Origin of the sequence: Cellulomonas olei, assembly GCF_039548315.1 — a bacterium.
GTDB lineage: Bacteria > Actinomycetota > Actinomycetes > Actinomycetales > Cellulomonadaceae > Cellulomonas.
Genome location: NZ_JBCLVN010000001.1, coordinates 114,745 through 141,161, shown reverse-complemented (window position 1 = coordinate 141,161; position 26,417 = coordinate 114,745). Strand labels below are relative to the sequence as shown.

General features: G+C 74.4%; 22 protein-coding genes and 1 tRNA gene. 19 read left to right on the top strand and 4 right to left on the bottom strand.

All coding sequences use genetic code 11. From position 1 onward, the window contains the following. Positions 1–13 precede the first annotated feature (13 nt). The 5 genes from AAHH18_RS00650 (at position 14) to AAHH18_RS00630 (ending at position 5,703) form a co-directional block, all read left to right on the top strand. Entirely contained in the window at positions 14–1,036 is a 1,023-nt protein-coding gene (locus AAHH18_RS00650; RefSeq protein WP_283318983.1) for a LacI family DNA-binding transcriptional regulator, read from the top strand. A gap of 101 nt (positions 1,037–1,137) precedes the next feature. Further along, the gene (locus tag AAHH18_RS00645) at positions 1,138–2,526 is read left to right on the top strand and encodes an ABC transporter substrate-binding protein (protein WP_283318984.1); all 1,389 of its coding nucleotides are present in this window, start codon (positions 1,138–1,140) and stop codon (positions 2,524–2,526) included. A 99-nt stretch (positions 2,527–2,625) separates the two neighbouring features. Beyond that, the gene (locus AAHH18_RS00640) at positions 2,626–3,615 is read left to right on the top strand and encodes a carbohydrate ABC transporter permease (protein WP_283318985.1); all 990 of its coding nucleotides are present in this window, start codon (positions 2,626–2,628) and stop codon (positions 3,613–3,615) included. Further along, on the top strand, positions 3,612–4,589 hold the full coding sequence (locus tag AAHH18_RS00635; protein WP_283318986.1) for a carbohydrate ABC transporter permease: 978 nt from the start codon (positions 3,612–3,614) through the stop codon (positions 4,587–4,589). Before AAHH18_RS00640 ends, AAHH18_RS00635 begins: the two co-directional genes overlap by 4 nt. A 73-nt stretch (positions 4,590–4,662) precedes the next feature. Beyond that, a complete protein-coding gene (locus AAHH18_RS00630) occupies positions 4,663–5,703 on the top strand; it encodes an EamA family transporter (protein ID WP_343300186.1) in 1,041 nt (346 codons plus the stop codon). 33 nt (positions 5,704–5,736) lie between these two features. Here AAHH18_RS00630 and AAHH18_RS00625 read toward each other — a convergent pair whose 3' ends face one another. Then, complete coding sequence (locus tag AAHH18_RS00625) at positions 5,737–6,306, bottom strand: bacterial proteasome activator family protein (RefSeq protein WP_283318988.1); 570 nt, start codon at positions 6,304–6,306, stop codon at positions 5,737–5,739. Between the two features lie 86 nt (positions 6,307–6,392). Next, positions 6,393–7,376: an NAD(P)H-quinone oxidoreductase gene (locus AAHH18_RS00620; RefSeq protein WP_343300185.1), complete on the bottom strand. Its 984-nt coding sequence runs from the start codon at positions 7,374–7,376 to the stop codon at positions 6,393–6,395. A gap of 209 nt (positions 7,377–7,585) precedes the next feature. Between AAHH18_RS00620 and AAHH18_RS00615 the strand changes: the two genes are divergently transcribed. From AAHH18_RS00615 to AAHH18_RS00555, 13 genes are all read left to right on the top strand, one after another. Continuing rightward, entirely contained in the window at positions 7,586–11,929 is a 4,344-nt protein-coding gene (locus tag AAHH18_RS00615) for a sensor histidine kinase (RefSeq protein ID WP_343300184.1), read from the top strand. A 52-nt stretch (positions 11,930–11,981) separates the two neighbouring features. Then, positions 11,982–12,431, top strand: coding sequence for a roadblock/LC7 domain-containing protein (locus AAHH18_RS00610; RefSeq protein ID WP_222170662.1), 450 nt, complete (start codon positions 11,982–11,984; stop codon positions 12,429–12,431). Between the two features lie 7 nt (positions 12,432–12,438). Further along, positions 12,439–12,813, top strand: a complete 375-nt coding sequence (locus tag AAHH18_RS00605; protein ID WP_283318992.1) for a DUF742 domain-containing protein — start codon at positions 12,439–12,441, stop codon at positions 12,811–12,813. Continuing rightward, on the top strand, positions 12,794–13,435 hold the full coding sequence (locus AAHH18_RS00600) for a GTP-binding protein (RefSeq protein ID WP_255595830.1): 642 nt from the start codon (positions 12,794–12,796) through the stop codon (positions 13,433–13,435). The genes AAHH18_RS00605 and AAHH18_RS00600 overlap by 20 nt, the downstream gene beginning before the upstream one ends. A 54-nt stretch (positions 13,436–13,489) precedes the next feature. After that, positions 13,490–13,897, top strand: coding sequence for a PIN domain-containing protein (locus AAHH18_RS00595; RefSeq protein WP_283318993.1), 408 nt, complete (start codon positions 13,490–13,492; stop codon positions 13,895–13,897). A 55-nt stretch (positions 13,898–13,952) separates the two neighbouring features. Next, positions 13,953–14,747 (top strand): SDR family NAD(P)-dependent oxidoreductase, encoded by a 795-nt coding sequence (locus tag AAHH18_RS00590; protein WP_343300183.1) that lies wholly within the window; start codon positions 13,953–13,955, stop codon positions 14,745–14,747. Positions 14,748–14,915: 168 nt separating this feature from the next. Then, complete coding sequence (locus tag AAHH18_RS00585; protein WP_343300182.1) at positions 14,916–15,929, top strand: LacI family DNA-binding transcriptional regulator; 1,014 nt, start codon at positions 14,916–14,918, stop codon at positions 15,927–15,929. 80 nt (positions 15,930–16,009) lie between these two features. Then, complete coding sequence (locus AAHH18_RS00580) at positions 16,010–18,058, top strand: beta-galactosidase (protein WP_343300181.1); 2,049 nt, start codon at positions 16,010–16,012, stop codon at positions 18,056–18,058. A 13-nt stretch (positions 18,059–18,071) separates the two neighbouring features. Next, the gene (locus AAHH18_RS00575) at positions 18,072–19,373 is read left to right on the top strand and encodes an ABC transporter substrate-binding protein (protein WP_343300180.1); all 1,302 of its coding nucleotides are present in this window, start codon (positions 18,072–18,074) and stop codon (positions 19,371–19,373) included. Continuing rightward, positions 19,370–20,317 carry a carbohydrate ABC transporter permease gene (locus tag AAHH18_RS00570; protein ID WP_283318998.1) on the top strand — a complete coding sequence of 316 codons (948 nt, stop codon included), beginning with the start codon at positions 19,370–19,372 and terminating at the stop codon, positions 20,315–20,317. The genes AAHH18_RS00575 and AAHH18_RS00570 overlap by 4 nt, the downstream gene beginning before the upstream one ends. After that, the gene (locus AAHH18_RS00565; RefSeq protein WP_283318999.1) at positions 20,314–21,225 is read left to right on the top strand and encodes a carbohydrate ABC transporter permease; all 912 of its coding nucleotides are present in this window, start codon (positions 20,314–20,316) and stop codon (positions 21,223–21,225) included. The genes AAHH18_RS00570 and AAHH18_RS00565 overlap by 4 nt, the downstream gene beginning before the upstream one ends. A gap of 58 nt (positions 21,226–21,283) precedes the next feature. After that, entirely contained in the window at positions 21,284–23,623 is a 2,340-nt protein-coding gene (gene yicI / locus AAHH18_RS00560; RefSeq protein ID WP_343300179.1) for an alpha-xylosidase, read from the top strand. Between the two features lie 54 nt (positions 23,624–23,677). After that, a tRNA-Ser gene (locus AAHH18_RS00555) sits at positions 23,678–23,767 on the top strand. Between the two features lie 29 nt (positions 23,768–23,796). Here the strand turns inward: AAHH18_RS00555 and AAHH18_RS00550 are convergent. Continuing rightward, positions 23,797–24,462: a hypothetical protein gene (locus tag AAHH18_RS00550; RefSeq protein WP_343300178.1), complete on the bottom strand. Its 666-nt coding sequence runs from the start codon at positions 24,460–24,462 to the stop codon at positions 23,797–23,799. 196 nt (positions 24,463–24,658) lie between these two features. After that, the gene (locus AAHH18_RS00545; protein WP_343300177.1) at positions 24,659–25,051 is read right to left on the bottom strand and encodes a YchJ family protein; all 393 of its coding nucleotides are present in this window, start codon (positions 25,049–25,051) and stop codon (positions 24,659–24,661) included. A gap of 93 nt (positions 25,052–25,144) precedes the next feature. Between AAHH18_RS00545 and AAHH18_RS00540 the strand changes: the two genes are divergently transcribed. Continuing rightward, positions 25,145–26,413, top strand: coding sequence for a threonine/serine exporter family protein (locus tag AAHH18_RS00540; protein ID WP_283319003.1), 1,269 nt, complete (start codon positions 25,145–25,147; stop codon positions 26,411–26,413). Positions 26,414–26,417 lie beyond the last annotated feature (4 nt).

Here is a 26,417-nt window from a genome sequence, read left to right as displayed (position 1 = left end):
CACAATCCCCGCCATGGCGCACGGCATCGTCGACGTGGCCCGGGCAGCCGGGGTGTCCACCGCGACCGTGTCGCGCGCCCTGCGGGGCCTGCCGAACGTCACCGCCGCCACGCGCGAGCGGGTGCGCCGGGCCGCCGACGAGCTCGGCTACGTGCCGTCGCCGTCGGCCTCGTCGCTCGCGTCGGGCCGCACCCGCACCATCGGCCTGATCACGCCCTGGGTCGCACACTGGTTCTTCGCCCACGTCATCGAGGGCGCGGAGCGGGCGCTGCGGGTCGAGGACTTCGACGCCCTGCTGTACACGTTCGAGCTGAGCCGCGACGTGCGGCGGCTGCGCGTGGACCCGGACGTGCTGCGGCGGCGGGTGGACGGGGTGCTCGTGGTCGGCCTGCCCCTCGAGGCCGAGGAGGTCGCGGCGCTCGAGGGACTCGGCTACCCGCTGGTGTTCGTGGGCGCGGGCGCGCCGGGCCGCGTCACGGTCGGGCTGGACGACGTGGCGACCGCGCGCACGGCCGTCGCGCACCTGGCGGACCTCGGGCACCGGACGATCGCGCACCTGTCGGGCGAGCCCGACGACTGCCTGCCCTGGTCCCCGGCGGTGCGGCGCGCGGCCGGCTGGCGCGCCGAGATGGCCGCCCGCGGCCTCCCGGTCGAGGGGCTGGAGGTGCACGGGCACTTCGACGTGGCGGGCGGGCGGGCGTCGATGCACGCCCTGCTCGACCGCCGCCCGGACGTCACGGCGGTGTTCGCGGCGTCGGACGAGATGGCGATGGGCGCGATCCTCGCGCTGCGCGACCGGGGCCTGCGGGTGCCCGGCGACGTGTCGGTGGTCGGGGTCGACGGGCACGAGATGGCCGAGCACCTCGACCTGACGACGATGGCGCAGAACGCGCACGACCAGGGCGTCACCGCGGCCTCGATGCTGCTCGAGATGATCACCGGCGCGCCGGTGCCGCGGGAGGTGCTGTTCCCGACGACGCTGGTGGAGCGCGGGTCCACCGCCCGGGTGCGTGACCAAATCGTGACCGGTCCGTAGCCCGGAACCGGTTGTGCGCCAGCCATGTAAACGCTTGCATAGGGGACACGGACCGGGCGTACCCGCCGCGGTCGGCAACCACGACGAGGTGGAGGCACAGCATGACCAGGATTCGTCGACGCCGGGCAGGCGTCGTCGTCGCCGGCGGGCTCGGGTTCGCGCTCGCGCTGACGGCATGTTCCGGGGGTGACTCGGGCGACGAGAGCACGGGGGGCGGCGGCGGGGACACCGGCGCGTCGTCCGAGATCGACTGCTCCGCCTACGACGAGTTCGGCGACCTCGACGGCACCACGGTGACCGTCTACACGTCGATCGTCGAGCCCGAGCAGAAGACCCAGGAGGACTCCTACACCCCGTTCGAGGAGTGCACCGGCGTCACGGTGGAGTACGAGGGCTCCCGCGAGTTCGAGGCCCAGCTGCTCGTCCGCATCCAGGCCGGCAACGCCCCGGACATCGCGTACCTGCCGCAGCCCGGCCTGCTGAAGACGATCGTCCAGGACTTCCCGGACGCGATCGTCCCGGCGCCCGACGCGACCGCGGCCAACGTGGACGAGTTCTTCTCCGAGTCGTGGAAGGACTACGGGTCGGTCGACGGCACGTTCTACGCCGCCCCGCTCGGCGCCAACGCGAAGTCGTTCGTCTGGTACTCGCCGGCGATGTTCGAGGACGCCGGGTACGACATCCCGGAGACCTGGGACGACATGATGGACCTGTCCCAGCAGATCGTCGACGACGGCGCCATGCCGTGGTGCGCGGGCGTGGAGTCCGGCGACGCCACCGGCTGGCCGGGCACCGACTGGGTCGAGGACGTCATGCTCCGCACCGCGGGCCCCGACGTGTACGACCAGTGGTACACCCACGAGATCCCGTTCAACGACCCGCAGGTCAACGAGGCCTTCGACACGGTCGGCGAGATCCTCAAGAACCCCGACTACGTGAACGCGGGCCTCGGCGGCGTGGACTCCATCGCCACCACCCCGTGGACGGACGCGGGCTTCCCGATCCTCGACGGCACCTGCTGGATGCACCGCGCGGCGAACTTCTACGCCACGCAGTGGCCGGAGGGCACCGAGGTCGCGCCGGACGGTGACGTCTACGCGTTCTACCTGCCGACCAACCAGACCGACATCAAGCCGGTGCTCGGCGGCGGCGAGTTCGTGGCGGCCTTCAACGACCGTCCCGAGGTCCAGGCGTTCCAGACCTACCTGTCCTCCGCGGACTGGGCCAACGCCAAGGCCAAGGCCACCCCGATGGGCGGCTGGGTCAGCGCGAACAACGGGCTCGACACCGAGAACCTCGCCACCGACTTCGACAAGCTGTCGGCCGAGATCCTCTCCGACCCCGACGCCGTCATCCGGTTCGACGCGTCCGACCTGATGCCCGGCGAGGTCGGTGCCGGCACCTTCTGGACCGGCATCGTCAACTGGCTGACGGGCTCCTCCACCGAGGAGGTCACGGACGCGATCGAGGCCTCCTGGCCGTCGTCCTGACCTGCACGGTCGACATCACCTGATCGGCAAGCGGCCTGCTCGGCCGGCCGGGGGTCCGCCCCCGCCGGCCGGGCAGGCCGACGTGGCTCGGAGGGGCACATGGACTGGCTGACGCAAGCATCGACGCCTGGCGAGAAGTTCGCCCTCATGGGGTTCGCCATCGTCCTGTTCGTCGTCGTGATGGGGGCGATCCTCTTCCTGGTGGACCGCCCCAAGAGGATCCCGCGCTGGGTGGTGGCCACGGCGTTCGCAGGCCCGGCGCTGCTGCTGCTGGCCTTCGGGCTGGTGCGGCCGGCGCTCATCACGTTCTGGAACTCGTTCTTCGACAAGCGCGGCAACGAGTTCATCGGGCTCGACAACTACCAGCGCGCCCTGACCGAGGGGCAGTTCCAGAGCGTCCTGGTCAACACCGCGATGTGGGTGGTGCTGGTGCCGCTGCTGTCCACCGGCATCGGCCTGGTGTACGCGGTGCTGGTGGACCGGACGCGGTTCGAGAAGCTCGCCAAGGCGCTCGTGTTCGTGCCGATGGCGATCTCGATGGTGGGCGCGTCGATCATCTGGAAGTTCGTCTACGAGTTCAAGCCGAACCAGCCCGGGGTCAAGCAGACGGGTCTGCTCAACCAGGTGCTGGTCTGGATCGGCCTCGAACCCCAGCAGTTCCTCATCAACTCGCCGTGGAACACCATGTTCCTCATCGTCGTGATGGTGTGGATCCAGACCGGTTTCGCGATGACCGTGCTCTCCGCGGCCATCAAGGCGATCCCGGACGACATCGTCGAGGCCGCGCGCCTCGACGGGCTCGGCGGCATGCGGATGTTCCGCTACATCACGGTGCCGTCCATCCGACCCGCGATGGTCGTCGTGCTGACCACCATCGCCATCGGCACGCTCAAGGTCTTCGACATCGTCCGCACCATGACCGGCGGGCAGTTCAACACGCAGGTCATCGCGAACGAGTTCTACACGCAGTCCTTCCGGCAGAACAACCAGGGCCTGGGTGCCGCGCTCGCGGTGATCCTGTTCATCCTGGTGATCCCGATCGTGATCTACAACGTGCGGCAGCTGCGGAAGGCGGAGGAGATCCGATGACGTCCACACCCCCGCCCCCCGTGGTCCCGACGGCCGCCGCGCTCGACGAGGCGGCCTCCGGGACCGGCTCGACGTCCGTCGGCGCGCGCCGGCTCAGCCGCCTCGAGCGCCGGGCCATCGCCACCAAGGGCAAGCTGTCGTCCCCCTGGGCCTCGTTCGCGGCGATCCTCATCGCGATCCTGTGGACGATCCCCTCGATCGGCCTGCTCGTCACGTCGTTCCGGCCCGAGCTCGACATCCGCCGCTCCGGCTGGTGGACGGTGTTCGGCGGGCTGTTCAGCGGCGAGTCCGAGTTCACGCTCGACAACTACGACCAGGCGCTGTTCGGCTCCGGCGCGAACCTGGCGACGTACTTCGTCAACTCGTTCGTCATCACGATCCCCGCGGTGGTCATCCCGATCACCATCGCGCTGCTCGCGGCGTACGCGTTCGCGTGGATCGACTTCAAGGGCCGCGAGTTCCTGTTCGTCGCCGTCTTCGCGCTCCAGATCGTCCCGCTCCAGGTGGCGCTGGTGCCGCTGCTGCGGGACTACGTGAGCGTCGGCGTCGAGGGGTCGTTCTGGACGGTGTGGCTGTCGCACTCGATCTTCGCGCTGCCCCTGGCGATCTTCCTGCTCCACAACTTCATGAAGGAGATCCCGTCGTCGCTCGTCGAGGCGGCGCGGGTCGACGGCGCGGGCCACGTGAAGATCTTCTTCCGGGTGCTCCTGCCGCTCCTGGTGCCGGCCATCGCGGCGTTCGGCATCTTCCAGTTCCTGTGGGTGTGGAACGACCTGCTGGTCGGTCTGACGTTCGCCAACCCGACGTCGCGGCCGCTGACCGTGGCGGTCGCCGAGATGGCGGGCACCCGCGGCGGCGACTGGCACGTGCTCACGGCCGGCGCGTTCATCTCGATGGTCGTGCCGCTGATCGTGTTCATCTCGCTGCAGCGGTACTTCGTGCGCGGCCTGCTCGCGGGGTCCGTGAAGGGCTGACCGGCCGACGCCCCGGTGCGCACGTGGCACCGGGGCGTCGTGCTGCCCGCGCGGTGCGTAGAGTGCGACGTCGATGCGCGCGACGACGGAGGGGACGCCCTCGGCACCCGGGGAGCCGGCCGCGCCGGGGTCGCGGGCGGACGGCGGACCGGGCGGTGGCGCCGGCGCGGGCGGTGGTGGCGGCGGGGCGCTCGCGCGGGTCCCGGCGCCCGCGCTGTTCCTCGTCTCCGGCCTCGCGCAGTACGGCGGCGCCGCCCTGGCGGTGGCGCTGTTCGCCGTCGTCCCGTCCCCGACGGTGGCGTGGCTGCGGATCGCGGTCGCGGCGCTCGTGCTGCTCGCGTGGCGCCGGCCGTGGCGCGCCCGCTGGACCCGCGGGGACCTCGGTGCGGCCGCGCTGTTCGGGGTGGTGCTCGCGGCCATGAACGTGACGTTCTACGTGGCGATCGACGTGCTGCCGCTGGGCACCGCCGTGGCGATCGAGTTCATCGGCCCGGTCGCGGTCGCGGCCGTCACGGGGCGGGCGTGGCGGGAGCGGCTCGGCATCGTCGTGGCCGCGGCCGGTGTCGTGGCGCTCGCCGGCGTGGAGCTGCGCGGCGGCGGGGAGGACAGCCTGCGCGGGCTCGTCGCCATCGGCCTGGCCGCGGCGTGCTGGGCCGGGTACATCCTGCTCGGGCGGCGCGTGGCGCAGGGCAGTGCGCGCCGGCGGCGGTCCCCGGCGGACGGGGACGCCGGCACCGCGCCCGCGCGACCCGACGGGATCACCTCGCTGGCCGTCGGCATGACCACGGGTGCGCTGGTCGGCGCGCCGTTCCTCGCCGCACCGGCGGCGCCCGTCCTGCACGACGCGCGCCTCGCGCTCGCGGTGCTCGGGATCGCGGTGCTGTCCTCCGTCGTGCCCTACGCGATCGAGCAGGTGGTGCTGCGCCGGGTCACCGCCGCGACGTTCGCGGTCCTGCTGGCGATGCTGCCGGCGACGGCGGCCGTGGTCGGGGCGGTCGCGCTGCGGCAGTGGCCGCACGGGTGGGAGGTCGTCGGACTGGCGTGCGTGTCGGTCGCGATCGTGCTCACCGCGCGCAGGCGCGCCCCGGAGCCCGGACCGGCCGACGCCGCGTGACCGGCCGACGCCGCCCGACCGGCGGCGGGGGCGTCAGAGGTACTGCCCGGGTCCCTGCTCGCCCGGGCCCGCGGCGGCGCCGGGCGCACCCGGCACCCCCGTGCCGTGACCCCCGGGCAGAGCGCGGCGCATCTGCGTGAGCTGCGCCTGCGCGGCCATCTGCTGGGCGACCAGCGCCGTCTGGATGCCGTGGAACAGGCCCTCGAGCCAGCCCACGAGCTGCGCCTGCGCGATCCGCAGCTCCGCGTCGCTCGGGGTCTGCTCGTCGGCGAACGGCAGCGTGATGCGGTGCAGCTCGTCGATGAGCTCGGGGGACAGGCCGTCCTCCAGCTCGTGCAGGGACCGCTCGTGCACCTCGGCGAGGCGCGCGCGGGCCGCCTCGTCGAGCGGGGCGCTGCGCACCTCCTCGAGCAGCTGCTTGATCATCGTGCCGATCCGCATCACCTTCGCGGGCTCGCCGACGACGGCGGCCGGGTCCTCGGCGGCGTCCTGCGGCGCGCCGGACGGGCCGTCGGGCGCGCCGGGTGCCCGCTCCGTGCCGGGGTCGTCGCCGCCGAGCACGACGATGCGCGGGTTCCGGCCGGGGGTGCTGGGCTCGCTCATGCCACCATCCTCTCGCGCGCGGCCCGGAGCGGCACCTGCCCCGGCCCGCTCGGGCGGGCGGGGGCCGGACGCGACGGCCCGGGGCGTCAGGTCGTGAGCACGACCTTGCCGAAGACCTCGCCCGAGTCGAGCAGCCGGTGCGCGTCCCCGGCCCGCTCCAGCGGCAGCCGGGCGTGGACCACCGGCCGGAGCCGGCCGTCCGCGAGCAGGGGCCAGGCGTGCACGCGCACGTCCGCGACGATCCGGGTCCGCTCGGCGAGCGGGCGGGACCGCAGCGTCGTGCCGATGACGCTGGCCCGCCGGGCGAGGAGCAGCCCCAGGTCGATCTCCCCGCGCGTCCCGCGCTGCGTGCCGATGACGACCAGGCGCCCGCCCGTCGCGAGCGCCGCGAGGTTCGTCGCGAGGCCGCCGGCGCCGAGCACGTCCAGCACCACGTCCGCGCCGTGGCCGCCCGTGGCCTCCCGGACCGCGTCGGCCACGTCGGCGGTGCGGTGGTCGACGACCGTGCGGGCGCCGAGCTCCCGGCAGCGGGCCGCGCGCCCGGGCCCGCCCGCCGTGGCCACGACATGCGCCCCGAGCGCCGCCCCGAGCTGGACCGCCACCGACCCGACGCCCCCGGAGCCGCCCTGCACCAGCAGCGTGTCGCCGGCGCGCAGCCGCCCCGCGTCCACGAGGTTCGACCAGGCGGTGCACACCGCCTCCGGCAGCCCGGCGGCGTCGACGAGGTCGATCCCGTCCGGCACGGGCAGCAGCAGGCCGGCGTTCACCGCCGCGGCCGTCGCGTACCCGCCACCGGGCAGCAGGGCGGCGACCCGGGCGCCGAGCGGCCAGGCGGCGGCGTCGACGCCCGGGCCGTGACCGGCGACCTCGCCGGAGATCTCGAGCCCCGGCCAGTCGGGCGCGCCGGCGGGCGGCGGGTAGTGCCCCTGCCGCTGCAGGACGTCCGCGCGGTTCACGCCCGCGGCGGCGGTGCGGACCAGCACCTCGCCCGGGCCGGGCACCGGGTCGGGGCGGTCCGCGACCGCGAGCTGCTCCGGACCACCCGGACGGACGACCTCGACGACGCGCACCCGCCCAGGCTACGCACGGGCCGGGTGACCGCCGCGGTCGGCGGCACCGGTCACCCGTCCGGACGACCCGGGCACGCCTCCCGAGCCCCCGGCCGGGAAGAATCCACGCGGAGCGCTCATGTCCGGGCCCCGGCGCGCCGATGCATGTCGGACGGGGGGCGCCGCCACGGGCCCCCGCGGGCGACCAGGGACTCGGGAGGCAGGTCGACATGCTGCGCAGGCTCGGCATCCGCGCCAAGGTGCTGGCGGTCCTCGCGGTGCCCGTGCTCGTCCTGCTGCTCGCCGCGGGGTACATCGCCGCGCAGTCCGTCGACGAGGCCCGCACCGCGGCGACCGTCCGCGACATCGTGGCGACCCTGCCGCAGTACTCCCGCGCGGCCCAGGCGCTGCAGCAGGAGCGCACCCTGTCCGTGCAGGAGGCCAGCGACAGCGCGCTCGGCGGCAACCTCACGGTGTCGCGCTCCGCGACGGACGACGCGATCGCGGCCCTGGGCGTCGCGCTGCGGTCGGTCGACCTGTCGGCGCTGGACGCCCGCGTGGCCGACGCGGTGACGAACGCCAGCAACCAGCACACCCGCCTCATCGAGATCCGCGACCGCGTGGACGCCGGCTCCATCCCGCCGTCGCTGGTCGACAGCAACTACACCGACATCGTCCGGGCGGACAACCAGGTGCCCGTCACGGTGGCGGAGACGCTCTCGGAGCGGTCCCTGGCGAGCCGCATGTCGGCGTTCGGCGCGGTCGCCGACACGATCGAGCAGGTGCTGCGCGCCCAGCCGGTCGCCGCCGACGTGATCGCGACCGACGGCGCCGACGGCGCGCAGGTGCGCGAGCTCGCCTCCCTGTTCGCCGTGCAGGACCAGGCGCGCGACGAGGCGCGGTCGATCACGAACACCCTGCGCCTGCCCGGCCTGCAGCTCGCCTCGCGCGACGCCGACCTCACGGCGATGCAGCTCGCGCTGGAGTCCGGCAACCCCGAGACGATCGCCGAGGTCGACCCCACCCGGTGGAACTCGCTGGTGAACGCCGAGCTCGCGGTGCTGCGCCCCGTGGCGTCGGACGTGCTGGCCGCCGCGGGCGACCGCGCCGACACCATCGCGACGCAGGCCCAGGAGCAGGCCCTCATCACCGGCGGCGTCGCGGCCGTCGCGGCGGCGCTGTCCATCCTCATCGCGCTCGTCGTCTCCCGCGGCATCGTCGTCCCGCTGCGGCGCCTCACCGTCGCGGCCGGTCAGGTCCGCGAGGAGCTGCCGCGCCTCGTCGAGCAGGTGGCGGTGCCCGGTGAGACCCCCGACCTGACGCTGGCGAACCTGCCCGTGGAGTCGCGGGACGAGGTCGGGCGGCTCGCGCAGGCCTTCAACGACGTCAACGCCACCACCATCGAGGTCGCCCGCGAGCAGGCGGCGCTGCGCGGGTCGATCGCGGAGATGTTCGTCAACGTCGCCCGCCGCGACCAGGTGCTGCTCGGTCGCCAGCTCGCGTTCATCGACTCCCTCGAGCGCTCGGAGGAGGACCCGGCGACGCTGGCGAACCTGTTCCGCCTCGACCACCTCGCCACCCGCATGCGCCGCAACGCCGAGTCGCTGCTCGTGCTCGCCGGCATCGACTCCGGCCGCCGCCTGCGCGAGGCGATGCCGCTGTCGGACGTGGTCCGCACCGCGTCGTCCGAGATCGAGCAGTACGACCGCGTGCAGCTCGACCTCGGCGCCGACCCCCTGATGCACGGCTTCAACGCCCTGGCCGCCGCGCACCTGCTCGCGGAGCTGCTCGAGAACGCCACCCTGTTCTCGGAGCCCGGCACGCCGGTGCAGGTCGCCACAGCCGTCGAGGACGACCACGTGGTGGTGCGCATCGCCGACCAGGGCCTCGGCATGGCCCCCGACGAGCTGTCCGCGGCGAACGCCACCATCCGGTCGACGTCGCCCACCGAGGCGCTCGGCGCCCAGCGGCTCGGCCTGTACGTGGTCGCCCGGCTGTCGCAGCGCCTCGGCGCGCGCGTCCGGCTGGAGCGGGCCCGGTCGACCGCGTCGTCCGGCACGCTCGCCGTCGTCGAGTTCCCCGTCGCGCTGTTCACGGCCCACGACCCGGCGCTCGCCGGCGGGCTCGCCGGGCCGCAGCGCGCCTCCGGCCCCGAGACGGGCGCGCTGCCCGCCGCCGAACCGCCCGTCGCCGTGCCCGTCGACCTCGCCGCGCTGACCGACGGCGCCACGCCGACGGGACTGCCGCGCCGCCGCACGCCCGGGGCGTCGCCCGACGGGGCGCCGGCCGAGCAGGACGTGGTGCTGCCCGCGCCCGCCGAGGCGACCCTGGCCCCCGAGGTGGCCGCCGAGGCCGGCGGCTGGACGCCGATGGTCGCACCGGGCGGGGGGCCGGCCGCGCTCCCCAGCCGCGGCGCGGCGCTGCCGACCCGCGGCCCCGCGGGGGCCACCGAGACCCCCGGCGCCGGCGAGGACCCGACGACCGCGGAGCGGACGCCCGCGGCCCCGCGCGGCGGCCTGTTCGCCGGCTTCCGCGGACGCGACGCGCTCGCCGCCGGCGGTGCACCCGTCGCCGCCGGTCCCGGCCCGGACGGACCCGTGCCCGGCGCGACCGCGGCGCCCGCCGAAGAGCCGTCCCTCCGGGAGGCCCCGGTCCCCGGGTGGCCCACGGACGTGCCGGAGGGCGACCGTGCGGCGTCCGCGTGGCCGCTGCCCGACGCCCCCGCGGCGGCGGACGAGCCCGCTGCCGCCGCCCCCCCGGAGCCGGAGCCGCTCGTGGTCCCCGGCCTCGTGCCCGACGACCCCGCGCTCGAGTCGCAGGTCTGGGCCGGGACGGCGTTCGCGCCGCCGGACCCGTCGCGCTGGTCCGACGAGACGCAGGTCCTCCCGCCGCAGGGCACCACCCCCGCGACGACGCCGGCCCGGGACGACGTGCCCGGCGCCGCGTGGGACGTCGAGACCGCCTGGCGGTCGGGGGAGCCCGGGGACGCCGTGGCCCCCGGAGCGGGTCCCGCCGTGCCGGGGCCGGTCGCGCCGGAGCCGTTCCCGCCGACCACGCCGGACCCGGTGGCGCCGGACGCGGTCGCGCCGGACGCGTTCGCGCCGAGCCCGTTCGCGCCGAGCCCGTTCGCGCCGGTTGCCTTCCCGCCGGGCGAGCCCGCGGTGGACGGTGCGGTGCCGGGTGCGTTCCTGCCGGGCGCGTTCGTCCCGGACGGCGGCGCCCCTGCGGCCGGGCCGGTGCCCGCCGCCGAGCCGGTGCCCGCCGTCGAGCCGCCCGCCGCGCCGCCTGCCCTCCCCGACTTCGCGGAGCTCGTGCGCGGCGACGACCCGGCCCCGCCCGCCGAGCGGCCGCGCCGGCAGCGCGCCCGTCGCTCGTTCTTCTCGCTGCGCCGCCGGCGGGAGGCACCCCCCGTCGCTCCGGCCGCGCCCGCTGCTGCTGCCCCCGCCCCTGCCGCGTCCCCGGCCGTGCCGGCGCCGGCAGCACCGGCGCTCCCCGCACCGGCCGCGTCCCCGGCGGCCCCCGCCCGACGGTCCGCCCGTGGCGCGCACGCCGCCCCGGAGCCCACCGCCCCGGAGCCCACTGCCGCGCAGCTCCCCGCCCCGCAGCTCCCGGCACCGCACCCCCCGGCACCGCAGCCCGGCGACCCCACGGGGGCCGCGCCCGGCGCAGCACCCGCCCCGGGCGGCGCCGCGTGGCTGCCCGCCGCGGGCTGGCACCCGCTTGACACGCCGGCCCCGGACGCCGCGGCGCCCGCCGGTGCGTTCCCCGTCGACCCGTTCCTCGCCCCGCCGGCGCCCGTCGCCGACGGGCACGACGCGGTGCTGCCCGCCCCGGGGGTGCCCGAGCCGTTCGCCCCGGCCGGGCCCGTGCCGGCGCCCGACCTGTCCGCCGGCTCCGCCGACCTCGTCCCGCCGCTGTCCGCCCTGGCGCCCGCCGTGGCGCAGTCCGACGCCGACGGCGAGGCCGCGTGGTCGGTCGCCCCCCCGGCCGACGACGCCGGACCGCTCCGGCGCCGGACTCCCGGCGCGGTCCCGCCGCCCGCCCCTGAGCCGGCCGCGGCACCCGCCGGCGAGCGCCGCCCGCCGCGGGACATCAGCACCTGGGCGTCGGCCTGGTCGCCGCAGGGCCCGGGCGGCCCGCAGGCCACGTCCTGGCCGGCCCCCGCGCAGGCGACGGCGTCCGAGCCGGCTGCCGGCGCCGAGGGCGCCCGCCAGCCGGGCGGCATGGACCCGGAGGCCGCCGCGATGCTCGCCCTGCGAGCCGACATCCAGGAGCAGGCGTTGAGCGAGCTGAGCCAGCTGTCCGCGTACCGGCCGAAGATCGACGCGCGGCCGGCCGGGGAGTCGCTGACGCGCCGCGTGCCGACCTCGATCCCGGCAGCCCCCGAGCTGTCCGCGCCCGAGCCGGGCCGGGCGGCCGCGCGGGACGCCGACGGGCTGCGTGACCGCCTGTCGAGCTTCCAGTCCGGGACCCGCCGGGGCCGTCGTGCCCTCGCGGCTCCTGACGCGGACGGCGAGCCGTCGCCGTCCGCCGCCACCGACCAGCAGCCCGTCCCGCCGTCGCCGTCATGGTGACACCCGTTCCCGCAGCCGCACACCGCGGGCCTGCACCACGTCAGGAGGATGCGTGACCACCCTCAGCACCGAGGCCGCCAACTTCGGCTGGCTGCTGGACAACTTCGTCCGGACCGTGCCCGGCACCCAGCACACGCTCGTGGTGTCGGCGGACGGCCTGCTCATGGCGATGTCCGAGCAGCTCGACCGGACCAGCGGCGACCAGCTCGCCGCGATCGTCGCCGGCATGTCCAGCCTGACCCGCGGCGCCGCCCGCCAGCTCCGCGCCGGGGACGTCCGGCAGGCCATCGTCGAGATGGACAACCTGTTCCTGTTCCTCATGAGCGTCTCGAACGGCTCCGTGCTCGCCGTCGTGGCGGACGCCACGTGCGACGTCGGCCTGATCGGGTACGAGATGGCCATGCTCGTGTCGCGCACCGAGGCGACGCTCACGCCGCAGCTCATCTCCGAGATGCGCGGCAGCCTGCCCGTCGACGGCGCGACCCGCGCTCCGACCGTGTGAGCGCCGGATGAGCGAGAGCGAGTTCGAGACCCGGACGGTGCGCCCGTACGCCCTCACCGGCGGCCGGGTGCGCTCCGACCGGTCCGACTACCCCCTCGAGGCGCTGGTCGAGCTGCTCCCCGACGGGGTGGCCGGACAGGGCCTGACGCCGGAGAAGCGCGCGATCCTCCAGCACGCCTCCCACGGCTACATCTCGGTCGCGGAGCTGTCCGCGCTGCTGCACCTGCCGATCGGCGTGATCCGCGTGGTGGTGTCCGACCTGGTCGACGCCGGCTACGTCCGTGTCCACGCCTCCGACCCGGTCGAGGTCCGCACCGGGCAGTCGCCCGCCCTGTCCCTCAGCGTCCTGGAGAGTGTTCTCAATGGCATTTCCGCCCTCTGACGCCGCCCCGGCGCTGTCGTCCACGGTGCCGACCGCCCGGCAGGCCGGTGCCGCCGGCACGCTCGGGGCCGCGCCCACCGTCGTGAAGATCGTCGTGGCCGGCGGGTTCGCGGTCGGCAAGACCACGTTCATCGGGTCCATCTCGGACATCGAGCCGCTCAACACCGAGGCCGCGATGACCGAGCACTCCGTCGGCGTGGACGACGCCGGAGGCGTGTCCGACCGCAAGACGTCGACGACCGTGGCCATGGACTTCGGCCGCATCGCCCTGCCCGGGTCGCTCTGGCTGTACCTGTTCGGCACGCCCGGGCAGGACCGGTTCCTGTTCATGTGGGACGACCTGGTGCGGGGTGCGATCGGCGCCGTCGTGCTGGTCGACACGGACCGGCTCGACCAGTGCTTCCCGGCGGTCGACTACTTCGAGTCCCGCGGCATCCCGTTCGTCGTGGGGGTCAACTGCTTCGACGGCATCGCCAAGCACCGGCTGGAGGACGTCCGCGAGGCGCTCGCCATCCCGGCGCACGTGCCGGTGCTCTACACGGACGCCCGCTCGCGGACGGCCACGAAGCAGACCCTCATCGCCCTGGTGCAGCTCGCGATGGAGCGGCTCCGGGGCGCGTGACGCCGCAGGTCGGGGGCCTCCGCGAGCCCGGCACCGCCCGATAGGGTGCCAGGCGTGCGGGTCTACGCCGACGGGTCGGCGCTCGTCCGCTACCTCCCGGGATCGGAGCACCACGAGGACTGGCTGAGGTGGGCGGACCGGCGCGGGCCCGATCTCCTCGTCACGTCGCTGTCCCTGAGCGAGCTGCGCGCCGCGGTCGCCGAGGCACCGGCGGACGTCCGCGCGCTCGCGCACGACGTCGCCGAGGGCCTCGAGGTGGTCCGGTACCACGACCAGGCGCTCAGGCTGGCCTCGATGACGACGGGCGTCCTGACGCCGTTCGCGGCGCTGCACCTGGGGGTCGCGGCCACCCACCCGGACGTGACCGCGTTCGCGTCGTACGACCGCCGGCTGGTCGCGGTCGCGGCCATCCACGGGCTGGAGATCGTGTCGCCCGGGCTGCCGCCGCAGTGGTGGGTCTGACGACCGCGACCGGCTGCGGGTGCCGGCGGGCGGGCCGAGCGCCTACGGTCGGGGCATGACCACGCTCGACCTGACCGGGCGCACGGCGCTCGTGACCGGATCCACCCAGGGCATCGGCGCGGCGATCGCCGCGGGCCTGGCGCGCGCCGGTGCCCGGGTCGCCGTCAACGGCCGCTCCGGGGCGTCCGTCGCCGCCGCCGTCGACCGCCTCGCCGCCGAGGGCGCCGGGCAGCTCGTCGCGGCGCCCGGCGACGTCACGACGCAGGAGGGGGTCGACGCGGTCCGCGCCGTCGTCCCGCACGTCGACGTCCTGGTCAACAACCTCGGCGTCTTCGAGGCCCGGCCGGCCCTGGAGATCGACGACGACGAGTGGCGCCGGTACTTCGAGGTCAACGTGCTGTCCGCCGTGCGGCTGATCCGCACCTACCTGCCGGGCATGACCGCCGCCGGCTGGGGCCGGGTGCTGAGCATCGCGTCCGACTCCGCCGTCGTGATCCCCGCCGAGATGATCCACTACGGCACGTCGAAGACGGCGCTGCTCGCCGTCACCCGCGGCTTCGCGAAGGAGGCCGCGGGCACCGGCGTCACCGTCAACTCCGTCATCGCCGGCCCGACCCGCACCGGCGGCGTCGAGGACTTCGTGTACTCCCTGGTGGACCGCGACCTGCCGTGGGACGAGGCGCAGCGGGAGTTCATGCGGCGGTACCGGCCGCAGTCGCTGATCCAGCGCCTCATCGAGCCGGAGGAGATCGCGAACCTCGTCGTGTACCTGGCGTCGCCGCTCGCGTCCGCGACCACCGGCGGGGCGCTGCGCGTGGACGGCGGCTACGTCGACGCGATCCTGCCCTGACCGCGTGGCCCTGACCGCCTGACCGCCTGACCGCCTGACCCCGGCGCCCGCGTCGCAGCGCTCGGACGCCCGGACGCCCGTCGCCCCGCCCGCCTGACGTGGGCGTTTGTCTCCCGCGGGCCCGGACCCGTACTGTCATCCCGAAGCGCTTCGAGGGTGAGGACAGCAGTGGCCACGATCAGCGACGTCGCCCGGGTCGCCGGGGTGTCGATCAGCACCGTCTCGGCGGCGCTGAGCGGCAAGCGGCACGTGGCCAGCGACACCCGCAGCCGCATCGAGGCCGTGGCCCGCACGATGGGCTACCACCCCAACGCCGGTGCCCGGATGCTCGCGGGGACGCGCGCCCAGATGCTCGCCCTGTCGGCCCCGCTGCACGCCGACACCTCGACCCCCGCGCACATGCGCTTCGTGCTCGCCGTCACGACGGCCGCCCGGGCGCACGGCTACGACACGCTGCTGCTGGTCGAGGACGAGGCGGCGGCCGGCATCGAGCGGGTCAGCGCGAGCGCGCTCGCCGACGGCATCGTCGTCATGGACGTCGACGCGCGCGACCGCCGGGCCGACCAGCTGCGGTCCGGCCGGTACCCCGCGGTGTTCCTCGGCGTCCCGGACGACCCGACGGGCCTGCGGTGCGTCGACCTGGACTTCGCGGCGGCCGCGCGCCTGTGCCTGGACCGGCTGGCCGGCCTGGGGCACCGCGCGGTGGGCCTGGTGGGTCAGCCGGAGGTCACGTACGAGCGCGGGACGAACTACGCGCGGGTCTTCCGTGACGCCTTCGTGGCGCACGCGGCGGCGACCGGGCTGCGGTGCGAGGTCGTGACGCCCGAGCCGGGACGCCTCGGCGCGGACGCCGCGCTGCCCCGGCTGCGCCGGCTCCTGCCGGACGTCAGCGCGGTCGTGCTCAACGCGAGCGAGCTGACGACGCACCGGTTCGTGCGGTCCTGCCTCGAGGCCGGGCTGCGCATCCCGGGCGACCTGTCGCTCGTCGTCGCGGGCGCGAGCTTCGACACCAGCGACGACGACGTCCCGCTGGACACCGTGCCGCTGCCGGCGGCGACCATGGGCGCGCGCGCCGTGCAGCTGCTGGTCGACCGCATCGAGGGGGCGAGCGAGCCGGTCGTCGAGCGGCTCGCCCCGACCTACGTCGAGCGCGGCTCCGTCGCGGCGCCGGACGCCGCCTAGCACCCATGAGCACCACGTCGGGGCGCCGCACGGCGTCGATGCGAAGCGCTTCGGGAACGACGCGCGCAGAGAGGGGAACGGTGACCGAGGACAACGAGCTGGTCTACGGCGGGGACTACAACCCCGACCAGTGGCCGCGGGAGACCTGGGACGAGGACATCCGCCTCATGCGCCAGGCGCACGTGAACCGGGTGACCCTCGGCGTCTTCTCCTGGTCGAGCCTCGAGCCGCGCGAGGGCGAGTACGAGGTCGAGTGGCTCGACACGATCATGGACAAGCTGGCGGACGCCGGCATCGGGGTCGTGCTCGCCACCCCCACCGCGTCGCCGCCGCCGTGGTTCTCGCTCGCGCACCCCGAGGCGCTGCCCGTCCGCCCCGACGGCGTGCGCCTGGTGCACGGCAGCCGGGACACCTACAACCCCGCCGCGCCGGCGTACCGCGAGGCCGCCGTGCGGATCACGCGCATGCTCGCCGAGCGGTACGGGCAGCACCCGGCGCTGCGGATGTGGCACCTGCACAACGAGTACGGCACCGTCTCGCACGGGCCGGTGAGCGACGAGGCGTTCCGGGTCTGGCTCCGCGCGCGTTACGGCACGCTCGAGGCGCTGAACGCGGCGTGGTGGACGGCGTTCTGGTCGCAGGGCTACGGCGCCTGGGAGGAGATCCTCACCCCGCGCGCCACGCAGTACCTGCCGAACCCGGCGCACGTGCTCGACTTCAAGCGGTTCTCCGCCGACCTGCTGCGCGACTGCCTGCGCGACCAGGTGGAGGTGGTCCGCGCCGTCACGCCCGACGTGCCGGTCACCACCAACTTCATGCTCCCGTCGTGGCACCACTACGACGAGTGGGACCTCGCCGCCGAGATCGACACGGTGTCGATCGACCACTACCCGGCCGCGCGGGACGTGGAGGGCGAGGTGCACGCCGCGTTCGGCGCGGACCTGGCGCGCTCGTTCAACGGCGGCCGCCCGTGGACGCTCATGGAGCAGGCCACGAGCACGGTCTACGACTACGCGGCCGGCCGCATCTTCGCCAAGGAGCCCGGCCGCCTCGAGCGGAACACGATGCAGTACCTGGCCCGCGGGGCGACCGGCAGCCTGTTCTTCCAGTGGCGCAACGGGCGCGGCGGCGCCGAGATGTTCCACTCGCCGATGGTGCCGCACACCGGGCCCGACTCCCGGGTGTTCCGCGAGATCTGCGACCTCGGCGCCACGCTCGGCCGGCTCGGCGAGCTCGCGGCCCCGCCCGCGGACGGCGGGCCGGTCAACCGGAACCGCGTCGCGTTCGTGTGGGACTCGACGGCCTGGTGGTCCTCCGAGACGCGCGCCATGCCGACCGACGACCTGAGCTTCCTCGACGCCGTGCGGGCCGCCCACCGCGCGCTGTGGTGGGAGGGCATCGGCTGCGACGCCGTCCGCCTGGGCGACGACCTGAGCGCGTACGACGTCGTGCTGGTGCCGAGCAAGCTCGCCGTGAGCGACGACGAGGCGCAGGCGCTGCGCCGCTTCGTCGAGCAGGGCGGCACGGCCGTCGTCTGGTACTTCGCGGGCTCCACCGACGAGCACCTGCGCGTGCGCCAGGGCTCCTTCAGCGGGGCGTTCGCCGACCTGCTGGGCATCCGGGTGGAGGAGCTCCACCCGCTCGCACCCGGCGAGACCGTCACGCTCGACGACGGGTCCACCGGCGACTGCTGGTCGCAGCTCGTGCAGCTGCGCGGCGCCGAGGCGCTCGCCCACGTGACCGGGGGCGTGCTCGACGGGGTCCCCGCGATCACCCGCCACGACGTCGGCGCCGGTGCGGCGTACCACGTCGGCACCCGCCTGGAGCCGGGGGCCCTGCGCCGGCTGCTGGCCGACGTCGTCACGCGCGCCGGCGTCACGCGCGACCACCCCGCGGCGGGTGACGGCCTCGAGGTCGTGCGGCGCCACGCCGGAGCCGGCACCTACCTCCTCGCCGTCAACCACGACGAGGTCCCCCGCGCGCTCACGGTCGACGGGCACGACCTGCTCGCCGACCGTCCCGTCGCCGGCGAGGTCGTCCTCGCCCCCGGCGCGCACCTCGTGCTGCGGGAGACCGCGCGCACGCCCCTCCCAGCCCGGCCGGTCGACCCCGTCCAGCCGACCCCCTGAAAGGAAGCCAACGATGGCACGTTCCTCCCGCCTGCTCGCCGCGACCTCGGTCGTGGTGGGAGCAGCCCTCGCGCTCACCGCGTGCTCGTCCTCGTCCGACGACTCCGGTGGCGACACCGGTGCCGCGGGACCCGTCACCCTGGAGTTCTGGGGCTGGGCCACCGGCCTGGAGGACGCGGTCGCCCTCTGGAACGAGGAGAACCCCGACATCCAGGTCGACTTCTTCCGGATGACCGGCGACGACGGCGACAAGATCCCCGCGGCGATCGACAACGGCACGGCGCCGGACGTCGTGCAGATGTCCGTGCACTCGATCCCGTCGCACGTCATCGCCAACCGGCTGACCGACCTCACCGAGTACGTCGGCGACCTGGAGGACGACTTCACCGAGGCGTCCTGGGCCAACGTCACGTTCGACGGCAGCACCTACGCGGTGCCGCAGGACTTCGGGCCGAACGCCCTGATGTACCGCAGCGACATCTTCGAGCAGCACGGCCTGACGGTCCCGACCACGTGGGACGAGTACCTCGAGACTGCCCGCGCGCTGAAGGCGGCCGACCCGGACCTCTACATCGCCCAGATGTCGCCCAACGAGACGGGCTACTGGATCGCCGACGTCTGGCAGAACGAGGGCTCCTGGTTCGGCATCGACGGCGACGCGTGGACGGTCGACGTGAACGACGAGGCCAGCAAGGAGGTCGCCGAGCGGTGGCAGACCCTGCTGGACGAGGACCTGGTCAAGGTCGTCGACATGTGGACCCCCGAGTACTGGGCGGAGATCAACGCCGGCACCATCGCGACGATCAACTACGCCGCCTGGTTCCCGGCGATGCTCGAGGCCAACGCGGCTGACCTGGCCGGCTCCTGGTCGGTGGCGCCGAGCCCGGTGTCCGAGGCCGGCTCGACGGCCGCGGGCGCGGGTGACTCCTCCGTCGACGTCATCCCGACCGGCACCGAGGACGTGGCGCAGGCCGCGCAGTTCCTCACCTGGCTCAACACGTCCGACGAGTCGCTCGACATCCTGGTCGGCGAGAACAGCATGTTCCCGGCGGCCCTGTCCGGCCTGCAGAGCGACGCGCTGCACCAGCCGAACGAGTACTTCGGCGGCCAGGTCGTCAACGACGTCTTCGCGGAGGCCGCGGAGAACGTGCCGGCCTCCTGGGTCGACGGCCCGGTCTACGACCTGGTGCAGGACAACATCAAGGACCAGTTCGCCAAGGTCGGCAACGGCGCGCAGACGTTCGAGCAGGCGCTCGACGCCGCCGCCGAGTACGCCCGGACCCAGCTCGAGCAGCAGGGGCTGAACGTCAAGTGACGACCGCGACGGCCACGGCCGTCCGTCGCACCCCCCGCCGGCGCCCGCGCGCCGGCGGGGGGCAGCGCCGGGCCCCGTACCTGTTCCTCGCACCGTTCCTGGTGCTGTTCGCCGTGTTCACGATGGCGCCCATCGTGCTCGCCGTGTACTCGAGCTTCTTCCAGACGAGGCGCAGCGGGCTGGGCTTCGGCGGCGAGGGCGAGGTCGTGTTCGCCGGCCTCGACAACTACGTGCGGGCGCTGTCGAACGACGGGTTCGTCGCCGGCTTCGGGCGGATGCTCGGGTACGGCGTCGTGCAGGTCCCCGTGATGCTCGGCCTGGCGCTCGTGCTGGCCCTGCTCTTCGACACCGCGCTCGTGCGCTGGAAGCCGTTCTTCCAGCTCAGCGTGTTCATGCCCTACGCGGTGCCGTCCGTCGTCGCCGCCCTCATCTGGGGCTTCCTCTACCAGCCGCGGGTCAGCCCGATCGTCGAAGGCCTCCGCTCCGTGGGGTGGGACGTCAGCTTCCTGTCGCCCGACGTCGTGCTGTGGTCGCTGGCGAACGTGGCCGTCTGGTCGGTGACCGGCGTCAACATGGTCATCCTGTTCTCGGCGCTGCAGTCCGTGCCGCGGGAGATCTACGAGGCCGCGCGCATCGACGGCGCGAGCGAGCTGCGCACCGCGCTGTCCATCAAGATCCCGATGATCATGCCGTCGCTCACGCTGACGTTCCTGTTCTCGATCATCGGGACGATGCAGCTGTTCAACGAGCCGATGACGATGCGGGCCGTCACGTCCAACATCAGCGGCGACTACACGCCCAACATGGCGATCTTCCAGGCGACCACGCTCGGCGGCGACGTCAACCTCGGGTCGGCCATGGCGGTCGTGCTGGGGCTCGTCATCTTCGTGCTGTCGCTGGTCGTGCAGGGCGTCTCGCGGCGCCGGAACGGAGCTGACCGATGAGCGTCGCCACCACCGCGCGCCCGACCACCGCGGCGCGTCGCCGCCCGCGCACCACGCAGGAGGGCGAACGCCCCTCGGTGCGCTCGCGGGTGCTGGCCGGGGTCGTCATGGTCCTGGTCGCGCTGTACTTCCTCGTGCCGATCTACTGGCTGGTGGTCGCCGCGACCAAGTCGACCGCCGACCTGTTCGGGACGCCCGGGTTCTGGTTCGCGGACCTGCAGCTCGGCCAGAACCTCGTGGACCTGTCGACCTACGACGGCGGCATCTTCTGGCGCTGGATGCTCAACTCCCTGGTGTACTCGGGCCTCGGCTCGGTCCTCATGACGCTCGTGAGCCTGGCGTCGGGGTACGCGCTGGCGATCTACCGGTTCCGCGGGCGGGCGTTCGTCATCGCGCTCGTGCTGGGCTCGATGCTCGTGCCGCAGACCGTCCTCGCGCAGCCGATCTACCAGCTGCTCGTCGAGATCGGCCTGAACAACACCATGCTCGGCGTCCTGCTGCCGACCATCGCCTACCCGTTCGGCGTGCTGCTCGCGTTCACCTACGCCCAGGCGTCGGTGCCGCAGGAGATCGTCGAGGCCGCGCGCCTGGACGGTGCGGGCGAGGTGCGGACGTTCTTCTCGATCGGGCTGCGGATGCTCTCCACGGGCGGCGTCACGATCCTGCTGTTCGCCTTCATCGCGAGCTGGAACAACTTCATGCTCCCGCTGCTGGTGCTCAGCGACACGCGGCTGCAGCCGGTCACGGTCGGCCTGTCCGGCTGGAGCCAGGCGGCCATCACGGTGCCGGGCCTGCAGACGCTCGTCGTCGTCGGCGCGCTGCTGTCCGTGGTCCCGATCATCGCGGTGTTCCTGAGCCTGCAGCGGTTCTGGAAGTCGGGTCTCTCGGCAGGTGCCGTGAAGATGTGACGGCGCCGCGCCCCACCCCCATGCACGCAGACGACGTAGACGACACGGACAGCAGGCGATGAAGTTCACCGACGGTTTCTGGCAGGCCCGCCCGGGCGTGGAGCGGCTCCTCGCGCGCGAGGCGTACGCGATCGACGACCGCGGCGACGCGCTGCGCGTCCTCGCACCGACCAAGGAGATCGGGCGGCGCGGCGACACGCTGAACCGGCCGGCGCTGACGGTGACGCTCGACTCCCCGCTCGAGGGTGTCGTGCGGGTCCGCGTCGAGAACCACCGCGGGGGCGCCCCCGCGCCCGGGTTCGGGCTGCCGGGCTCCCGCGGGTCGGTCGGCGTCACGGGCACCGACGCCGACGGGGCGACGCTCACGTCCGGCCCGCTGACGGCCCACGTGCACCGGGGTGCGCCGTTCGGCATCGCGTTCACGGCCGAGGACGGCACCCCGCTCACGCGCACCGGCCCCGACGGGGTGGCGCGCGTGCGGCTCGACGCGCACGCGGCCGTCGCCGTCGAGCCGGTGGGGGAGACCGGCGTCAGCCCCGACGGGCGCGCGCCCGCCGGGACCTACCTCGTGGGGCGGCTCGGGCTGGGCGTCGGCGAGCTGGTCTACGGGCTGGGGGAGCGGTTCGGGCCGCTGACCAGGAACGGCCAGAGCGTCGACACCTGGAACGCCGACGGCGGCACCGCCAGCGAGCAGGCGTACAAGAACGTGCCGTTCTACCTGACGAACCGCGGCTACGGCGTGCTGGTCAACCACCCCGGGCACGTGTCGTTCGAGGTCGGCAGCGAGTCGGTCGGGCAGGTGCAGTTCGCGGTGCGCGGCGAGGTGCTGGAGTACCTGGTCGTCGCCGGGCCGACCCCCGCGGACGTGCTGCGCCGGTACACCGCGCTCACCGGGCGCCCGCCGGTCGTGCCGGCGTGGTCCTACGGGCTGTGGCTGTCGACGTCCTTCACCACGGACTACGACGAGCAGACCGTGACGTCGTTCGTCGACGGCATGGCCGAGCGCGGCATCCCGCTGTCGGTGTTCCACTTCGACTGCTTCTGGATGCGCGAGTTCCAGTGGACCGACTTCGAGTGGGACCCGCGCGTCTTCCCGGACCCCGAGGGCATGCTCGCGCGCCTGCACGACCGCGGGCTGCGCGTCAGCGCCTGGGTCAACCCGTACATCGCGCAGGCGTCGCCGCTGTTCGACGAGGCGCGGGAGGCCGGGTACCTGGTACGCCGGCCGGACGGCTCCGTGTGGCAGTGGGACATGTGGCAGGCCGGCATGGGCCTGGTCGACTTCACGAACCCCGCCGCGACCGCCTGGTACCAGGGCTACGTCCGGCGGCTGCTGCGTCAGGGCGTCGACGCGGTCAAGACCGACTTCGGCGAGCGCATCCCCACCGACGTGGTGTGGCACGACGGGTCCGACCCCGAGGCCATGCACAACCTCTACGCGCACCTGTACAACCGCGCGGTGTTCGACGTCCTGGAGTCCGAGCGCGGCACCGGCGAGGCCGTCGTGTTCGCGCGGTCGGGCACGGCCGGCGGGCAGACGATGCCCGTGCACTGGGGCGGCGACAACTCCTCGTCGTTCGAGTCGATGGCCGAGACCCTGCGCGGCGGGCTGTCGCTGTCGCTGAGCGGCTACGGGTTCTGGAGCCACGACATCGGCGGGTTCGAGGGGATGCCGGACCGCGAGGTGTTCATGCGCTGGCTGGCGTTCGGGCTGCTGTCCTCGCACAGCCGGCTGCACGGGTCGTCGAGCTACCGCGTGCCGTGGGCGTTCGACGAGGACGGCACCCCCGAGGGCGAGTCGGCCGTCGAGGTCGCGGCGTTCTTCACGCGGCTGAAGATGCGGCTCATGCCGTACCTGCTGCACGTCGGCCGGACCGTCCACGAGGAGGGTCTGCCCTTCACGCGGCCGATGGTGCTGGCGTTCCCCGACGACCCCGCCGTCGAGCACCTCGACCGCCAGTACCTGATCGGCGACGACCTGCTGGTGGCCCCGGTGCTCCAGCCCGGGGGCCGCGTGCGGTACTACCTGCCGGAGGGCCGGTGGACCCACCTGCTCACGGGCGAGGAGGCCACCGGCGGCTGGCGCGACGAGGTGCACGACGTGCTGAGCCTGCCGCTGTGGGTGCGCGAGGGCGCGGTGCTCGTCACGACCGACCGCGACGACCGCCCCGACCACGACCACACCGTCGACCCCCTGGTGACCGTGTACCCCGGCGGGCCGGCGCGGCGCACCGCGACGGTGACCGACCCGGCGTCGGACGCGCAGGTGACGTTCGACGTGGTGGACGACGGCGGCACGGTCACCGTGACCGCCACGCCCGCGTCGGCCTTCCGGGCGCGGCTGGGCCACGGAGCGGAGGTCACCTCGGTCGACGGGGTCGCCCGGCTCACCCGCTGAGCAGGGAACGGGTCCTGGTAGCGTGCCGCAGGATCCGGCGCGCTCCAGGATCCGGGAGGGCTGGCTGAGCGGCCGAAAGCGACGGTCTTGAAAACCGTTAGTGCGGTGACCCCGTACTCAAGGGTTCGAATCCCTTGCCCTCCGCCGAGCGGTGGTGAGGCGACGTGCGGTCGTCACGCCGGACGCCTCGCCAGCAGTGCGGCGACGTCGGACTGCCCCTCGATCCACGACGCGAGGTCGGGGTCGACGTACCCGGCGACGGTGAGGATCGCGGCCCGGTCCTGCTCGAGGGCGCGCGGCCAGATGCGGTGGTGGTGGCTCATCCGGTTCCGGAGGTCACGAAGCGCCTCGACGGGGTCGGCGACCGTCTCACGGGTGCGGTTCGGCGCGTGCGGGAACGCCGCCGCGAGGTCCGGCCAGAGGCGGGTGCTCCACCTCCGCGACACGAGCTGGTGCCAGAGGCCGAACGTCGTCTCGGAGATCACCTGCCCGTGCGACAGGGACTTGCGGTTGCTCCTCACGCGCCCCTTCGCGGACGCGAGGTCCCGGTACGGCTGGGCGTGCCTGCCGACGCCCAGCCGGTCGCGCCCCAGCTCGCCGGTCGGGTCGTCGATCCAGTCGCCGGAACGCTCGAGCCGCGCGTGGCGCGCCGTCATCCGCTCGTCCAGGGCGTTCCGGACCGCCACCTCGAGGTGTCCGAGGTCGGTCCCGAGCGCCCCGGCCACCTTCGCGTTCCACACGTACAGGCCGTTCGCGCGGTCGAGGTCGTCGCCGCACTCGAGCAGGTAGCCGGCGATGCGTGCGGCACCGAGGTGCCTCGCGTGGAACGTGGACTGCATCGTGCCCTACCCGTAGACTGGTCCCAACGCCCCGGAACCGTCCCTGTAACCACCTCGGTGGTCGATCACACGGCCGGGGCTTCGTCGTGCTCCGGACGACCCTCGCAGCCGAGCGCGGTCAGGTGCCAGTCAGCCTCGTCCACCTCGTCGCTGGTGGTGCCGCCCGGATGTCCGCGGAACGTTGCAGGCCGGCGGGTCAGTCGTCCGCGACGTCGCCGTCGAGGTAGGACCACGCCCCGTCCTCCCGGACGAACCGGCTGACCTCGTGCAGGCTGCCGCGGCCGTCCGGTCCGCGGTGGTGCGCCCGGAACTCGACCGTGCCCGCGGTGTCGAACGGCCCGCCGGCGGTGGTCGCGAGGACGTCCAGCCGGTACCACCGCACGTCCGGGTCGAGCTCGAGGTCGCGCGGGCGGGTGCGCGGGTGCCAGGTGGCACGCAGGTACGCGACGTCGCCGACGGCGAACGCGCTGTAGCGGGAGCGCATGAGCTGCTCGGCGGTCGGCGCGGTGGCGTCCCCCCGGTGCAGCGGGCCGCAGCAGGCGTCATAGGTCTCGCCGCTCAGGCAGGGGCAGCGGTCGGGGGCGGGCACCGGTCCAGTATCCCGGGGCGGGCTCGCACGGACGGACGACCGGTGCGACGGACGTCCCGGCATCGCGGGTCGCGGCCCGTCATCATGGTGCGCGTGCCGACCCAGCCCACCGACGACGAGCTCGAGCTCATCCGCCAGTCCGGCGTCGCCCTGCGCGTCGGCCGGCTGAGCCTGTCCGCCGGCACCGGCTCGTACCGCGTGAAGTCGTCGATGGCCCGCGTCGCCCGTGCCATCGGGGTCGACCGGCACGAGGCGCACGTGACGCTCACCGAGATCACGACGACCTCGCACCGGGGCGCGAGCTTCCGCACGGAGGTCGCCGAGGTGCGGTCCGTCGGGATCAACGCCGACCGGCTCGCCGAGCTCGAGCGCCTCGCCGGGACGCTCGCCGCCTCGCCCCGCCGCGCGACCGTCGAGCAGGTCAGCGCCGAGCTCGACCGCATCGAGCGCAAGCCGCCCCTGTACCCGGACGTCGTCAACGCGCTCTGGGCGGCGGTCGCGTGCGCCGCGTTCGCGTTCCTCAACCACGGCGGCCCGGTCGAGATGGGCGGGGCGTTCGTCGCCGCGTGGCTCGGGCAGCTCACGCGACGGCTGCTGCTGCACCGCGGGTTCAACCAGTTCGGCGTGACGATGCTGGCGGCGGCGGTCGCGTGCCTGGCGTACCTGGGGCTGGTCTCCGTGCTGCACGGCCTGGGGGCGACGGAGGTCCGCCACGCGGCCGGCTACGTCTCCGCGGTCCTGTTCCTCGTGCCCGGGTTCCCACTGGTGACCGGCGGCCTGGACCTGGCGAAGCTCGACTTCTCCGCCGGCGTCGCCCGGCTCACGTACGCGCTGATGATCCTCACGTCCGCCGCGCTCGCGGTCTGGGGCGTGTCGATCGCGGTGGGCCTGTCGCCCGACCCGGAGGCCGGGCCGGCGCTCGCACCGGAGGTGCAGCTCGCCCTGCGGACGGTCGCGAGCTTCGTCGGAGTGCTCGGGTTCGCGCTCATGTTCAACAGCCCGTGGCGGATGGCGCTCGGCGCGGCCGCTGTCGGCATGGTCGCGAACACGGGCCGGCTGTACCTCGCGGACACCGGCGTGGCCGCGCAGGCCGCCGCCGCGGGCGCCGCGCTGCTGGTCGGGCTGCTCGCCGCGGCGATCGCCCCGCGGCTCGGCGTCCCGCGCATCACGGTCTCCGTGCCCGCGGTCGTCATCATGGTCCCGGGCGTCTCCGCGTACCGGGCGGTGTTCTACCTGTCGAACGGCGACACCACCGAGGCGCTCGCGTACGGCGTGCAGGCCGGGCTGGTCGTGGTGGCGCTCGCGGTGGGCCTCGCGGTGGCCCGCATGCTCACGGACCGGGAGTGGGCGTTCGAGCACTGACGGG